Genomic DNA, 13824 nt, shown 5'->3' on the forward strand with positions numbered 1-13824 from the left:
TGGTATAGTTTCGTAAGATAGCAAGCAGAAAGCAGAGGGATATCCAATATGTTTGAACGGCTGTTGCCGCATATGCGCGTCAATACAGTATATGAAATTAACTTAGATGAGCTGCATGCAAGAGGCGTACGCGGCATCATTACGGATCTGGATAATACGCTTGTCGGTGCGAAGGAGGCGTTAGCTACGCCTGAACTTGTGCAGTGGCTTGATTATGTGCGCTCACGAGGCTTTCAGGTTGTTATCGTCTCTAATAATAATGAAACACGCGTAGGCAAGTTTGCCGCACCGCTGAATATTCCATATATTCATGCTGCGCGCAAGCCAGCAGGCAAAGCTTTCAGGAAAGCGCTTAGCTTGCTTGGATTAACTGCGGAGCAGTCTGTCGTCATCGGCGATCAAATGCTGACAGATGTACTGGGCGGGAATCGAATGGGACTATTCACGATTCTCGTTACGCCCATCTCTCCCGCAGATGAAGGAGTCATGACTAGAGTCAATCGCCGGATCGAACGGTTTGCTTTAGTACGTTTAAGAAAAAAAGGGTTATGGTATGAGGGGGAAACAAAGTGATGGAACAACAGCTTAGTCAGTCACGTTCATGTGCAGGCTGCGGCGTGTCGCTTCAGTCGGAAAATATTGAATTGCCAGGATATTTGCCGGAAGGCGCAATGGAGCGCGACCCGGTTATTTGTCAGAGATGCTTCCGTATTCGTAATTATAATGAAGCTTCGTCTGTTGCCGTGGATCAGGACGACTTCTTAAAGCTGCTTGGCAGCATTGGAACGACGGATAGTCTCGTCGTTCACATCGTTGACTTGTATGATTTTGAAGGAAGCTTAATTTCTGGCCTGCAGCGATTCGTGGGCAACAATCCGGTACTGCTTGTCGTCAACAAAATCGATCTGCTGCCGAAAGCGATGAACGTTAACCGTCTTCGCAATTGGGTTCAAAAGCAAGCGAAGGAAGAAGGCCTGCGTACGGTTGATGTTGTACTTTGCAGCGCAAAACGGAATATGGGCTTCGAGCGTGTCATTGAAGCGCTTGAGCAATATCGCAATGGACGCGATGTTTACGTCGTAGGTGCAACGAATGTGGGCAAGTCTACGCTGATCAATCGACTAATTCGTGATTATAGCGATATGGAGCGCGAGCTGACGACCTCCCGTTACCCGGGAACGACACTAGACGCTGTTCATATCCCGCTTGATGATGACAAGGCTATCATTGATACGCCAGGTATCGTTTATACGACCCGGATGACAGAGGTCGTGCCGCGCAGCTTTTTGAGCTCGCTATTGCCGGACAAGCCGATCAAGCCGCTTGTTTATCAGCTCAATTCAGGCCAAACCTTGTTTATCGGCAGTCTCGTGCGATTTGATTTTGTCGAGGGTGACAGGCAGTCTTTCACGTTCTATGTGTCGAATGCGCTGAATATGCATCGTACGAAGCTGGAGCGGGCGGACGAGCTTTATGCGGACCATCGAGGTCAATTGCTTGGCGGTCCTTCGCTTGAAGAGCTGGAAACCATTCCAGCATGGACAAGGCACTCGCTTCGCGTGAAGCGCGGCTTGAACAAGGACGTCTTCATATCGGGGCTTGGCTGGATTCAGGTCAATGGTACGAGTGGAGCTGTTATTGACATTTATGCGCCAAAGGGCGTTAAGGTCATGCTTCGCGATTCCATGATTTAATTCAATGGCTTCGAAAGGGGTAATCCACTGTGACGATTGTAGAAGCAGGAAATCGGATTGACAGCAATACGATTTTGTACGGCGTAATCGGTAATCCAATTCGTCATTCAAAATCACCTATTATGATGAACCGTGCCTTCCGGGAAACGGGAATTAACGGCGTATATACTGCTTTTCATATTACAAGCGACCGAATAAAGGATTTTGCTGCCGGCGTTCGGGCAATGGGCATTCGCGGCATTAACGTGACGATTCCTCACAAGCTCGATATTATGGCTGTATTAGATGATATCGACGCTGGCGCACAAGCAATTGGCGCAGTCAATACGATTGTGAACGATGATGGAAAGCTGATTGGCTATAATACGGACGGTATTGGATATGTTCGTTCTTTAAAGGAAGAAGCAGAGCCTGTGCTCGCGGGCAAACGAATCGTCGTCATTGGCGCAGGGGGAGCGGCCAGAGGTATCGTCTATGCGCTGTCAGCTGAGCAGCCGGCTCGCATTACGATCGCCAATCGTTCCCTTGATCGTGCCAAGGAGCTGGCGAATACGTTCAAAGACAAAGCAGAAATTGAGGCGGTTGCAAACGAATCGCTTCAGGATGCTTGCCAGCAAGCGGATATTGTTATCAATACGACGTCCATAGGCATGTACCCTAATATGGATGCTGTTCCTATCGATGCACAATGGCTGAAGCCAGGCGCGGTAGCGAGCGATTTAATCTACAACCCGCTCAAAACAAAGTTCCTTCAGCAAGCGGAGCAGCGCGGCTGTCGTATTCATGGCGGGCTCGGCATGTTTATCAATCAAGGCGCTTTCGCTTTCGAATATTGGACAGGCCGGCCTGCGCCAGTTGCAGCGATGCGTGAGACTGTACTAGCCGCATTACAAAGCTAATTGTCATTATATTAAACTAACACAAACGAATTATTGAGATGAAAGAAGGCACAACTATTATGCTTACAGGCAAACAAAAACGTTATTTAAGATCACTCGCTCATCATTTGACACCTATTTTCCAGGTTGGAAAGGGCGGTACGAACGATCATCTTGTTCGGCATATTGTAGAAGCTATCGAGTCACGCGAGCTGATCAAAGTTTCCGTACTGAACAACTGTCTAGACGACCCTAAAGAAATCGGCGCAGAGGTCGCAAAATCAGCTGGAGCTGAGCTGGTTCAAGTCATTGGCAAGACTATCGTTTTGTACAAGGAATCCAAGGACAACAAACAAATTGAGCTTCCTAAACCAGCTCGCAAATAATCAGTACGCATGTAAGGGGGCTTTCGGCACGTGAGTAAGATTGGTATTATGGGCGGAACCTTTGATCCCATCCACATCGGTCATCTAATAGCGGCAGAAACAGCGCGGGAGCAATGTGAGCTTGATGAGATCTGGTTCATCCCCTCGTATGGTCCGCCGCTTAAGCCGAATGAGCCCGGCGTCAGCGGACAGCGGCGATATGAGATGGTTTGCAGCGCCATCGAAAGCAATTCGGCTTTTCGCGCGCTTGATCTTGAGCTGGAGCGTGGCGGAATCAGTTATTCCTATGATACGATCATGGAGCTGAAGCGACGTTATCCCCATAACATTTTCTCCTATATTATCGGGTCTGACCGTATAAATGATCTTCCACAATGGTTTAACATTGAGCAGCTTGCTGCTCATATTACATTTATCGGACTAGCGCGGCCTGAAACACCGATCCAAATGGCTGACCTGCCTAGTTATTTGCAAGAAAGAATTCGGCTGATTCATATGCCTGCTATTGAAATTTCGTCAACCGTAATTAGAAGCAGAGCAAGCGCCGGGCAATCCGTTGCATATTTAGTACCGGATTCTGTGAATAGCTATATAAGGAGGCACAGGCTTTATGAATCGTGAGCAAATCATTGACAAAGTAAAAGCTGAGATGCCAGAGCGTAGATGGCTGCATACACAGGGTGTTATGGAAACCGCTATTATTTTGGCAGAAAGATTTGGTGAGGACCCGGTTCGTTCTGAGCTTGCCGCAATATTGCATGATGTAGCCAAGTATTGGACTACAGATAGAATGGCACAGATCATTCGAGATCAGGCATTGCCGCAAGAGCTGCTGCTGTATGATAAAGAGCTATGGCATGCGCCTGTCGGAGCTTGGGTAGCCGAGTATGAATATGGAATAGATGATCAAGAAGTACTTGATGCGATCCGTTATCATACGTCAGGTCGCCGGGGCATGACGAGGCTGGAGAAAATCGTATGCTTGGCTGATTACATGGAGCCAGGAAGAGATTTTCCAGGTGTAGAGGTTATACGCGAGCGGAGTGAGCAGGATCTGGATGAGGCGCTGATTGCAGGACTGACCTCTACGATTTCCTTTTTATTGCAGAAGAATAAACGAATATTTCCGCTGACAGTAGAAGCGCGGAACGGGTTATTAGAAAGATAATTAATAGGAGGCCACACTATGGCATTGCATTCGGAACAATTGCTACAAATTACGGTCGCAGCAGCGGAAGACAAAAAAGCGGTGAACGTTGTAGCTTTAGACTTAAAAGAGGTATCCTTGGTTGCAGATTATTTTGTGATTTGCAGCGGGAATTCAGATACACAGGTTCAAGCCATTGCGACTGAAATTCGCAAGCAAGCGGAGAAGAACGGCAACCGCATCCGGGGAATCGAAGGAATGGATACAGCTAGATGGGTACTCATCGATTTAGGTGATGTTATCGTTCATGTCTTCCACCGTGATGAGCGCGAATACTACAATATCGAGCGGCTATGGTCCGATGCGAAGGTTGTGGAGTTCGCATGACTTTTGTAGCAGGCACCACTCAAACGCTAAGGGTGGCGCGAGAAGTGTCGCCCTACGGATATTTTTTGAGCGATGGCGAGTCGGATGTCCTCATGCATTATACCGAGCTCGTCGGCTCTAAGCCGAGAGTCAACGATGAAATAGAAGCATTCTTGTTCTATGACTCGGAGGATCGTTTGGCAGCTACGATGAAGAAGCCGCTTCTTCAGCTGGGGGAGCTGGCTCGCCTGCAGGTCGCAGACGTACATCCTAGACTCGGTTGTTTTCTAGAAATGGGCCTCGGCAGGCAGCTGCTGCTGCCGTTATCCGAGCTGCCAGAGAGCATTGAATACAGACCGCTCCCTGGCGATGAAGTATTTGTTGTCATGAAGCATGATAAAATCGGCAGATTGGTAGCAAAAATCGCATTCGAGGAAGAGCTGTCGGAGCTCGTATTCGCTGCGCCTGAGAGCTGGAACAACCAATGGATCGAGGGCTGGGTTACGAAGACGCTTCAGCTCGGTTCATTTGTTATGATTGATGGCGGTGTAGTTGGGTTTGGCGTATATGGGCTGATTCCAAGCGCTGAGCGTATTAGACCGCTGCGTTTAGGTGAGCGCGTGAGCGCTCGAGTAACCTTTATACGTGAAGATGGCAGAGCGAATCTCTCAATGGCGCAGCGCAAGGAAGTTGGGCGCATTGAGGATGCAGATCGCATTCTTGCGTTCATTAAAGAACGGCCGGGCGGCGGGATGCCTTATTCCGATCAGACAGATGCCGACATTATTAAACAAAAATTCGGAATTAGCAAGGGCGCGTTTAAACGTGCACTCGGTAAGCTAATGAGAGAAAGGCTAGTCACCCAGAAGGGCAGCTGGACGTATCTGGCAGCAGATGCTGCAGAAGCGTTGGAGCAAGTCTCTAACGAGCCGTCTGGGGAAAGCGCATCGGCTGAAGGAGCGGATGGACAATGACGAATTCGTATGGCCAGTTTGCGACGGTCTATGATCAACTTATGGAGGATATGCCTTACGCGGAATGGCTTGGCTTTGCAAGAGCAGGCTGGTCACGCTATGGTATGCCTTCGACAGTCGTAGATCTGGGGTGCGGAACAGGAAGTCTATCTATACCGCTTGCACGCTCGGGCTTTCAGGTCTATGGCATTGATCTTTCTTCAGATATGCTTACCGTTGCCCGCAGCAAATGGGATGAGACGCCGCAGCAGCGTGCAGGACCGCGTGCAGGATCAATCAGATGGCTTCAACAGGATATGTGCGAATGGGAGCTTCAGGGGCCCGTAGATGCGGTCATTTCTTTCTGCGACTGCTTGAACTATTTGACAGAGGAGTCCGATATTGAAGCTGCCTTTCGTTCAACCTACGCAGGTCTCCGCGCCGGTGGTACGTTTATGTTCGATATGCATCCGCCTAAGCAGCTTATCCGTTATGCGCAGGAGCAGCCGTTCATCCTTGATGAGCGTGATGTCGCTTATATATGGACATGCGAATTTGAAGAGGAGCGCTGCGAAATTGAGCATAATTTGACGATTTTCTCCCGTGATCAGGATTCACGATTTACGCGGTTCGAGGAATCGCATGTGCAGCGCGCTTATGATCCGGACTGGATTGAAGCGGCATTGCGCCATGCTGGCTTCCAAAGCGTCGATCGCTACGCCGATTTCGAGCTGCAGCCAGCAAGCAGCGAATCGGAGCGGCTATTCTTCGCTGCTGTTAAATAGATACGAGTATAAGTTTTCATATATTAAAAAAGGAAGGCATACCATTCGATTTACGAATGGTATGTCTTCCTTTTGGTTTTTGAGATTGGTTTCCGTTGGCTGACAACCCTTTGGAGAATAGTAATCAGAAATGGATACGAATAGAATAAGTCTAGATCGTCCAGTTTCCAGCGCGGAAGATTGGCTCGCGAGTCCCAGCCTTCGTCACACCGTCGATATTTAGATCTGCTGAGCCGATCATGAAGTCTTCGTGAGTCAGACTTCTGTTCGCTCCGTGAGTGAGCAGCTCTTCAGAAGTCATTTTGGTACCGCCAGCGACATTGACCGGATACGCCTGACCTAGTGCTAAATGGCAGGAGGCATTTTCATCATACAGCGTGTTAAAGAAAATGACATTGGAATTGGAAATAGGCGAGTCGTGAGGCACCAGAGCGATTTCTCCCAAATGTCGAGCTCCTTCATCGGTTTCCAACAAATTGGACAATGCTTCGTAGCCCTGCTCAGCCGAGTAATCCACCACTTTGCCATCCTTGAAAGTGAGGGAGAAGCCGCTAATTACTTGTCCGTTATAATTTAATGGCTTCGTGCTGCGAACGGTTCCGTTCACCCCATCTCTATGGGGCATAGTAAATACCTCCTCGGTTGGCATATTTGGATTGAAGAAGACGCCCTTGGCATTTGCTTTGGAGCCGCCAAGCCAAATATGGCCTTCAGGAAGCTCAACAGTCAAGCTCGTTCCTGGTGCTTCATATTGAAGTTGTTTATAGCGTTTTTCATTAAGCAGCTCAACCATTTGAAGGAGCTTCGAATTATGTTCTCTCCAAGCTCCAATCGGATCTTCCAAATCGATGCGAGTAGCATCAATAATCCGCTCCCAAAGCTTCTGTTCAGCTTCTTCTGTCGGAAGGTCAGGGAATACCTTAGCTGCCCACTCAGGTGTTGCATAAGAGATGAGAGACCAAGCATTGGTATGATTCATCAGAGAGCCGCGATATCCGCTAAGCGCAGTGGATGCGGCCTTTGTAGCTATTGCTACCCGTGCAGGATCTACATCATTAAGGAGATCCGGATTCGGGCAATAAATTTGAATAAAGGCTGCACCGTTCTCAACGTATTCTTCCCAAGCCTTCGCGCGCCACATCGGATATTCGGTTAAAGCTTCCTCGGGAGCCTGCTTGTACTTAATGCGAGAAAGCTCCTCGTCGTTATATTCCACATGCACATTCTTCGCTCCGGCTTCATAAGCCTTTGAGGCGATAAGACGGACCAAAGGAGCGGAGGTAATCGGTGCTGTCACGACAATCGTTTGCCCCTGCTGCACATTGACGCCGACGCTAACCACGAGCGCTGCGTAATTTTCCAAATGCTGTTGTGTTGGATACATATATGTAGATCCGCCTCCCATAATAAATTGACATGATAACCAAACGTTATCCTTCCACTATTATAGAATTTACATGCGAATTGCTCAAATTCCGCTGCAAGACAGAAATTAATACTTTTTCTTCAATTAAGGCTCTATGGAAATGGTTAGCTAATACCATCCATGATCTAAACCACTACATTTAGTGTTGGCTGCGAAATTTGTTGTATCATGAGGCTGATTGCAATATTTTATCGGGGGCATCTTGGTGAACGACAACTGTTATCAGTTTTGTTCATTTATGAGGTTGCAAATCTCTTAATAGTATGACCTACTCGTCATTTATTCGCGAAGCGCATCCTTTAACCGGCTATTCATGCCTGCTGCTGCGGATGCTTTTCGTACAGAATCGAGCTTCATTTTTTGCACGGTTTGGGTTAATTTTTCATTGTCATTTTCTAATTCCTGGAGGTAGATCAGCACTTCTGGCGCTGTATATCCGGCATCTCTAAACAGTTTTTCTATCGTTTCCCGTATTTGTTCGGCGGTCGTTTTTGTATTCATCAGGCCCTCCAAAATATCAATAAAATGTCACTATCCCATCATATCCTCATCTGTTAAAATAGTCGAGTGCCCAAAAAAAATAGATTAATATTTTCTCCATAATTTTCATTGACTACTCCTATATATTGATGTAGAATCAAAAACATCGACTACATATTGATGTTGATGAGTGCCTAAAATGATTAACCTCGTGTGGTCATGCACAAGCGCAGCTGACAGGATTGCTAGTCAGAAGCGCTTTTTAATTGCTTAAATTCAGTAGGGGAGCGAACGTGTAATGCTAGTTGTCTATGATTCCAAAACAGGTAATGTCAAGCGTTTCATTAAAAAACTGAATATGCGAGCAGTGCCTATTGATGAGAAGGTAGAGCTGGAGGAGCCGTTCGTGCTGGTGACGTACACAACTGGATTCGGCCAGGTGCCTGAGAAGGTGAGCTCGTTTCTCAAGAGCAACTCGGATATGCTCCGCGGCGTCTCTGCCAGCGGCAACCGAAACTGGGGAGCCGGGTTCGCCAAAAGTGCGGACACGATTTCACAAATGTACGATGTTCCTGTCATTTTAAAGTTTGAGCTGTCTGGTACAAATCAAGATACGCAACATTTTGTCGAAAGGGTGCGAACCATTGAAGCATATTGAATTGAATAACGAATTGATGCAGCGCGGTGCTGACGGATTTTACCAGCTGGATAAAGATAAAGAGGCTGTTGCCGCGTTTATGGAAGAAGTAGCCGAGAAGAGCGTGAAGTTCGACTCCCTAAAACATAAGCTGGATTACTTAATCGAAAATGATTATTACGATAATGTATACGAGAAGTATACAGATGAGCAGATTGAAGCTGTATTTACACTAACTGCGAACAGCGGCTTCGAATTCCAATCCTACATGGCAGCCTCGAAGTTCTATAAGGACTACGCGATGAAGACCAACAACAAAGCGCAATATTTGGAGCAATACTCCGATCGTGTCGCTATTGTAGCTCTGCATTTGGGCGAAGGCGATGCGGCTAGAGCACTTCGGATTGCTGAAGCGATGATCGACCAACGCTTGCAGCCGGCAACGCCAACCTTCCTGAATGCGGGCAAGAGCCGCCGCGGTGAGATGGTTTCCTGCTTCCTGCTCGAAATGGACGATTCTCTTAATTCTATCAACTATGTATTAGGCACTTGTATGCAGCTGTCCAAAATTGGCGGCGGCGTTGCAGTCAACCTCTCGAAGCTGCGCGGACGCGGTGAGCCGATCAAAGGTGTTGAGGGCGCAGCAAAAGGCATTATGCCAGTATTGAAGCTGATGGAGGATGCATTCTCCTACGCAGATCAGATGGGTCAGCGCAAAGGCTCAGGAGCTGGCTATTACAATATTTTTGGCTGGGACATTATTGAGTTCTTGGATTGCAAAAAAATTAATGCGGATGAGAAATCACGTATTAAAACACTTTCAATCGGTCTTATTATCCCGAATAAATTTTATGAGCTAGCTGCACAAAACAAGCCTCTCTTCGTGTTTGGCCCGCATTCTGTACAGAAAGCATACGGCAAGCATCTCGATGACATGGATATGGATGAAATGTACGAGGAATTGCTCGCTAACGAGCTTGTTACGAAGAAAAAAGTAATGAATGCACGTGATATGCTGACAAAAATCGCTTCGATTCAGCTTGAATCTGGCTACCCATACATTATGAACAAATCGAATGCTAACAGCGTTCACGCTTTGAAGGATATTGGCTCCATCAAAATGTCCAACCTGTGCACGGAAATATTCCAGCTGCAGGAAACTTCTGAAATTAAAGATTATGGCTACGATGACGTTATTCGTCGTGATATTAGCTGCAACCTTGCTTCGCTTAACATTGTTAATGTGATGGAGCATAAAAAAGTGAAGGAATCGGTACAGGTTGGCATCGAGGCTTTGACGACAGTTAGTGATTTGTCCAACATCGACAACGCGCCAGGCGTTCGCAAGGCGAATGACGAGCTGCACTCTGTCGGACTTGGTGCGATGAACCTGAACGGCTATCTGGCAAAAAACAAAATTGCTTATGAAAGCGAAGAAGCAAAAGATTTTGCAGGCGTATTTTTTATGATGATGAACTACTACTCCATTGAGCAAAGTATGGAAATTGCCAAAGAGCGCGGAACTACATTTAAAGATTTTGATCGTTCCGAATATGCCAAGGGTACTTATTTCACTCGCTACGAGGAGATTGATTACCGTCCAAAAACGGATCGCGTTAAGGAATTGTTTGACGGCATGGAGATTCCTTCACCTGAGGATTGGGCTGCACTCAAAGTGAAAGTGCAAGAGCACGGTCTTTACCATGCGTATCGCCTTGCGATTGCGCCAACACAAAGCATTTCCTATATTCAAAATGCAACTTCAAGCGTTATGCCGATTGTAGAGCATATTGAAACGCGTACGTACGCGAATTCAACAACGTATTATCCAATGCCGTATTTGTCGCAGGACAATTATTTCTATTACAAATCGGCTTACAATATCGATCAGTTCAAGCTGATTGACCTTATCGCTGAAATTGGTCAGCATATTGATCAAGGTATTTCTTCGGTATTGCATGTAAATAGTAATGTGACGACTCGTGAGCTGGCGCGCTTCTACGTTTATGCCGCTCAAAAAGGACTCAAATCGCTCTATTATACAAGAACGAAGCGGCTTTCCGTTGAGGAATGTACGAGCTGTGCAGTTTAAGTTTTATTTAATTGATGCTTAAGTAGCGAAGAAGGAGCTCACCAAATGAAAGCAGTTAACTGGAACCGCCCGGATGACGATTTTACATTAACATTCTGGCAGCAAAATGTAATGCAATTTTGGACCGATGATGAAATTCCGTTGTCGGATGACAAAATGGACTGGATGGAAATGACTGACGAGGAGCGCACGCTTTACAAAAACGTGCTCGGCGGTCTGACATTGCTTGATACGATTCAAGGCGGTATCGGCATGCCGAAAATTTTGGAGCATGTCGATGGCTTGCAGCGTAAAGCAGTGCTGTCATTTATGTCCATGATGGAGCAAATCCATGCCAAATCGTACAGTAGTATTTTCACAACACTCGCATCCGGCGAAGAGATTGATGAAATTTTCCGTTGGGTCGAGTCAAATGAACAGCTTCAGAAGAAAGCGAACCTAATCGCATCTTGGTACTCGAACATTACGGGCCCAAGAGAGCTGTATAAAGCGATGGCTGCTTCCGTATTTCTGGAGAGTTATTTGTTCTATAGCGGTTTCTTCTATCCGCTTTACTTGGCTGGTCAAGGCAAAATGACAAGCAGCGGCGAGATCATTGATTTGATTTTGCGTGATGAGAGTATTCATGGCTTGTATGTTGGTGTGCTTGCGCAGGAGTTGTTCGAGACGTTCAGCACGGAGGAGCAAGAACAGCTGAAGATCGAGCTGTATGCCTTGCTTAACGAGCTCTACGAGAATGAACTTGTGTACACTGATCATTTGTATACGCCGCTTGGCTTGACTGAGGAAGTTAATGTTTATGTCCGCTACAATGCGAACAAAGCGCTTATGAACCTTGGGATGGAGCCTCATTTCCCTGAGGAGGCTGTGAACCCGATCGTGTTCAATGGCATTAGTACACACACGAAGCAGCATGACTTCTTCTCGAAAAAAGGCAACGGCTACATACGTACCGTTCATGTTGAGCCTCTCAATGACGATGACTTTGTTTTTAATTTCTAATTTTAAAATAGTATAGCTAGAAACCGAAAAATCACTCTTTGTTTTGCCTTCGCGGCAACAAAGAGTGATTTTTGTTTGCCACATCGTGTAAAGAAGCGTTAGCTGCTTAAATTCATTTGAGGAGGAATTAGCATTGACAGTTTATACATTCGATGTTAGTATTTTCCTCTCAAATCTTGTGCGGAGGTAACACAATTGATAAAAGTTCATGGAATAAGCAAGGCTTATCAAGTAGCTAAGCGCTCAGCAGGCATAAAGCAAGCAGCCAAGGCGCTATTTAAGAGGGAATACAAGATGGTAGAAGCGCTTAACGATATTTCGTTCTCGATTGCCCCAGGCGAGATCGTTGGTTATATCGGTCCTAATGGCGCAGGCAAATCAACTACGATCAAGGTTATGAGCGGCATTCTCGTTCCAGACAGCGGCATATGTACAGTGATGGGCTTCACCCCCTGGAAGGATCGCGTGGAGTATGTTAAAAATATCGGTGTTGTTTTTGGTCAGCGCTCACAGCTATGGTGGGATGTGCCGGTTATCGATTCCTTTGAATTGCTAAGAGATATATACAAGGTGCCAGAGCAGGAGTATAGAAGCACGCTCGCACTGCTAACGGAAACGCTGGAGCTGCAGGAAATTATTCAAATGCCGGTCAGACAGCTTAGTCTGGGGCAGCGGATGCGCTGCGAGATCGCAGCTTCGCTGCTGCACAGTCCAAGCGTTTTATTTTTGGACGAGCCTACGATTGGTTTGGATGCGGTATCCAAGATTGCTGTACGCCGATTTATACGGACCATTAATGAAGAGAAGGGTGTTACGATTATTTTGACCACGCATGACATGAATGACATTGAGGCGCTCGCGAATCGGATCATTCTAATCGGAAAAGGAAAGCTCCTGTATGATGGGAGCTTGAACGGGATCCGCAGCCAGTTCGGTACGCGAAAAACGATGACCGTTGAATATAGACACCATCCTGAGCCTTTGCAAATAAAGGGTGTGATCGTTGAATCATGGTCGCCTGAGCGGGCGGTTCTGACCATCGATACGGCGGAGGTCGTCATCTCGGATGTACTGATTCGCCTTTCTGAGCAGGTAGAAATTGTTGATATTACGATAGATACGCTGCCCATTGAAGATATGATTGTAGAGCTTTATAAGGAGCACCAAATATAATGAGAGCATATATATCGGTGTTTAAGCTGCGCCTTGTCAATGGCTTGCAGTACCGAACAGCTGCACTTGCGGGAATAGCCACCCAGTTTTTTTGGGGTTTTATCATTATTATGGTATTCGAAGCCTTCTATAGCGGAGCCGCAGCACCGCCTCCAATTTCGCTTAAGCAGCTCATTACTTATGTATGGCTGCAGCAGGCGCTTCTCGCATTTGTAATGCTGTGGTTCCGCGATAATGAGCTGTTTCAGCTCATAACGACCGGAAATATTGCTTATGAGCTGTGCAGGCCAAGCGGGATTTATGGCTTATGGTATGCGAAGCTGCTTGCACAGCGCCTTGCAAGTGCACTTCTACGGAGCATGCCTATTCTAGCTGTCGCTTTCTGTCTGCCTGAGCCATACCGAATGCCGCTTCCTTCAGACCTAATTTCCTTTTTGTTATTTATAGTCGCGCTGCTGCTTGGGCTTCTTATGGTAGTTTCACTCTCGATGCTCATGTACATATCCGTCTTTGTTACATTGTCGCCTGCGGGCTCGCTGCTGATGTTCGGTGTTTTCGGAGAATTTTTGGCGGGCATGGTCATCCCTGTACCGCTCATGCCGCAATGGCTGCAAAACATTGTGTACATTCTCCCTTTCCGCTGGTCCGCCGACTTCCCTTTCCGAGTGTATTCTGGTCATATTCCGAAGGAAGAAGCGCTAATCGGCATTGGCATTCAGCTTATTTGGCTGCTCGTTTTAGTAGGAGTAGGGAGAATAGCAATGGCAAGCGCATTACGTAAAATCGTGGTACAAGGGGGGTGAGC

At 46.9% G+C, this 13824-nt stretch carries 16 protein-coding genes; 14 read left to right on the forward strand and 2 right to left on the reverse strand.

Annotation, left to right across the window (positions count from 1 at the left end):
- The first annotated feature begins 48 nt into the window (after window positions 1-48).
- From MHI37_RS12395 to MHI37_RS12435, 9 genes are read left to right on the forward strand one after another with little or no spacing between them, the layout of a single operon-like run.
- Window positions 49-573 carry a YqeG family HAD IIIA-type phosphatase gene (locus MHI37_RS12395; protein ID WP_076335800.1) on the forward strand — a complete coding sequence of 175 codons (525 nt, stop codon included), beginning with the start codon at window positions 49-51 and terminating at the stop codon, window positions 571-573.
- Entirely contained in the window at window positions 573-1694 is a 1122-nt protein-coding gene (yqeH, locus tag MHI37_RS12400; RefSeq protein ID WP_076335799.1) for a ribosome biogenesis GTPase YqeH, read from the forward strand. The genes MHI37_RS12395 and yqeH overlap by 1 nt, the downstream gene beginning before the upstream one ends.
- Window positions 1695-1723: 29 nt before the next feature.
- Window positions 1724-2593 carry a shikimate dehydrogenase gene (gene aroE, locus MHI37_RS12405; protein WP_256710189.1) on the forward strand — a complete coding sequence of 290 codons (870 nt, stop codon included), beginning with the start codon at window positions 1724-1726 and terminating at the stop codon, window positions 2591-2593.
- A gap of 59 nt (window positions 2594-2652) precedes the next feature.
- Entirely contained in the window at window positions 2653-2958 is a 306-nt protein-coding gene (gene yhbY / locus MHI37_RS12410; protein WP_076335798.1) for a ribosome assembly RNA-binding protein YhbY, read from the forward strand.
- A 30-nt stretch (window positions 2959-2988) separates the two neighbouring features.
- Window positions 2989-3579, forward strand: a complete 591-nt coding sequence (gene nadD, locus MHI37_RS12415) for a nicotinate-nucleotide adenylyltransferase (protein WP_076335797.1) — start codon at window positions 2989-2991, stop codon at window positions 3577-3579.
- Complete coding sequence (yqeK, locus tag MHI37_RS12420) at window positions 3569-4126, forward strand: bis(5'-nucleosyl)-tetraphosphatase (symmetrical) YqeK (RefSeq protein WP_076335796.1); 558 nt, start codon at window positions 3569-3571, stop codon at window positions 4124-4126. Before nadD ends, yqeK begins: the two co-directional genes overlap by 11 nt.
- Window positions 4127-4144: 18 nt before the next feature.
- On the forward strand, window positions 4145-4492 hold the full coding sequence (gene rsfS, locus MHI37_RS12425; protein ID WP_076335795.1) for a ribosome silencing factor: 348 nt from the start codon (window positions 4145-4147) through the stop codon (window positions 4490-4492).
- Window positions 4489-5445 carry a S1-like domain-containing RNA-binding protein gene (locus MHI37_RS12430; RefSeq protein ID WP_076335794.1) on the forward strand — a complete coding sequence of 319 codons (957 nt, stop codon included), beginning with the start codon at window positions 4489-4491 and terminating at the stop codon, window positions 5443-5445. Before rsfS ends, MHI37_RS12430 begins: the two co-directional genes overlap by 4 nt.
- Complete coding sequence (locus MHI37_RS12435; protein WP_076335793.1) at window positions 5442-6209, forward strand: class I SAM-dependent methyltransferase; 768 nt, start codon at window positions 5442-5444, stop codon at window positions 6207-6209. Before MHI37_RS12430 ends, MHI37_RS12435 begins: the two co-directional genes overlap by 4 nt.
- Before the next feature lie 151 nt (window positions 6210-6360).
- On the opposite strand, the gene MHI37_RS12440 is transcribed toward MHI37_RS12435, so the two are convergent.
- Complete coding sequence (locus MHI37_RS12440) at window positions 6361-7593, reverse strand: aminopeptidase (protein WP_076335792.1); 1233 nt, start codon at window positions 7591-7593, stop codon at window positions 6361-6363.
- 321 nt (window positions 7594-7914) lie between these two features.
- Window positions 7915-8136, reverse strand: coding sequence for a hypothetical protein (locus MHI37_RS12445; RefSeq protein ID WP_076335791.1), 222 nt, complete (start codon window positions 8134-8136; stop codon window positions 7915-7917).
- 277 nt (window positions 8137-8413) lie between these two features.
- Between MHI37_RS12445 and nrdI the strand changes: the two genes are divergently transcribed.
- The 5 genes from nrdI to MHI37_RS12470 all read left to right on the forward strand — a co-directional run bounded on the left by nrdI (window position 8414) and on the right by MHI37_RS12470 (window position 13822).
- On the forward strand, window positions 8414-8773 hold the full coding sequence (gene nrdI, locus MHI37_RS12450) for a class Ib ribonucleoside-diphosphate reductase assembly flavoprotein NrdI (RefSeq protein WP_076335790.1): 360 nt from the start codon (window positions 8414-8416) through the stop codon (window positions 8771-8773).
- Window positions 8760-10844: a class 1b ribonucleoside-diphosphate reductase subunit alpha gene (gene nrdE / locus MHI37_RS12455; protein WP_076335789.1), complete on the forward strand. Its 2085-nt coding sequence runs from the start codon at window positions 8760-8762 to the stop codon at window positions 10842-10844. The genes nrdI and nrdE overlap by 14 nt, the downstream gene beginning before the upstream one ends.
- Window positions 10845-10889: 45 nt before the next feature.
- Window positions 10890-11846 (forward strand): class 1b ribonucleoside-diphosphate reductase subunit beta, encoded by a 957-nt coding sequence (gene nrdF / locus MHI37_RS12460; RefSeq protein ID WP_076335788.1) that lies wholly within the window; start codon window positions 10890-10892, stop codon window positions 11844-11846.
- 195 nt (window positions 11847-12041) lie between these two features.
- The gene (locus tag MHI37_RS12465) at window positions 12042-13019 is read left to right on the forward strand and encodes an ATP-binding cassette domain-containing protein (RefSeq protein ID WP_076335787.1); all 978 of its coding nucleotides are present in this window, start codon (window positions 12042-12044) and stop codon (window positions 13017-13019) included.
- Complete coding sequence (locus tag MHI37_RS12470; RefSeq protein WP_076335786.1) at window positions 13019-13822, forward strand: ABC transporter permease; 804 nt, start codon at window positions 13019-13021, stop codon at window positions 13820-13822. The genes MHI37_RS12465 and MHI37_RS12470 overlap by 1 nt, the downstream gene beginning before the upstream one ends.
- Window positions 13823-13824 lie beyond the last annotated feature (2 nt).

The organism is Paenibacillus sp. FSL H8-0548, from assembly GCF_038630985.1.
Taxonomy (GTDB): domain Bacteria; phylum Bacillota; class Bacilli; order Paenibacillales; family Paenibacillaceae; genus Pristimantibacillus.

Coding starts and splice junctions, on each gene's coding strand:
- MHI37_RS12435 (WP_076335793.1), top strand. CDS start 5,442: ATGACGAATTCGTATGGCCAGTTTGCGACGGTCTATGATCAACTTATG.
- yqeK (WP_076335796.1), top strand. CDS start 3,569: ATGAATCGTGAGCAAATCATTGACAAAGTAAAAGCTGAGATGCCAGAG.
- yhbY (WP_076335798.1), top strand. CDS start 2,653: ATGCTTACAGGCAAACAAAAACGTTATTTAAGATCACTCGCTCATCAT.
- yqeH (WP_076335799.1), top strand. CDS start 573: ATGGAACAACAGCTTAGTCAGTCACGTTCATGTGCAGGCTGCGGCGTG.
- nrdI (WP_076335790.1), top strand. CDS start 8,414: ATGCTAGTTGTCTATGATTCCAAAACAGGTAATGTCAAGCGTTTCATT.
- MHI37_RS12470 (WP_076335786.1), top strand. CDS start 13,019: ATGAGAGCATATATATCGGTGTTTAAGCTGCGCCTTGTCAATGGCTTG.
- MHI37_RS12395 (WP_076335800.1), top strand. CDS start 49: ATGTTTGAACGGCTGTTGCCGCATATGCGCGTCAATACAGTATATGAA.
- MHI37_RS12440 (WP_076335792.1), bottom strand. CDS start 7,593: ATGTATCCAACACAACAGCATTTGGAAAATTACGCAGCGCTCGTGGTT.
- nrdF (WP_076335788.1), top strand. CDS start 10,890: ATGAAAGCAGTTAACTGGAACCGCCCGGATGACGATTTTACATTAACA.
- MHI37_RS12445 (WP_076335791.1), bottom strand. CDS start 8,136: ATGAATACAAAAACGACCGCCGAACAAATACGGGAAACGATAGAAAAA.
- rsfS (WP_076335795.1), top strand. CDS start 4,145: ATGGCATTGCATTCGGAACAATTGCTACAAATTACGGTCGCAGCAGCG.
- MHI37_RS12430 (WP_076335794.1), top strand. CDS start 4,489: ATGACTTTTGTAGCAGGCACCACTCAAACGCTAAGGGTGGCGCGAGAA.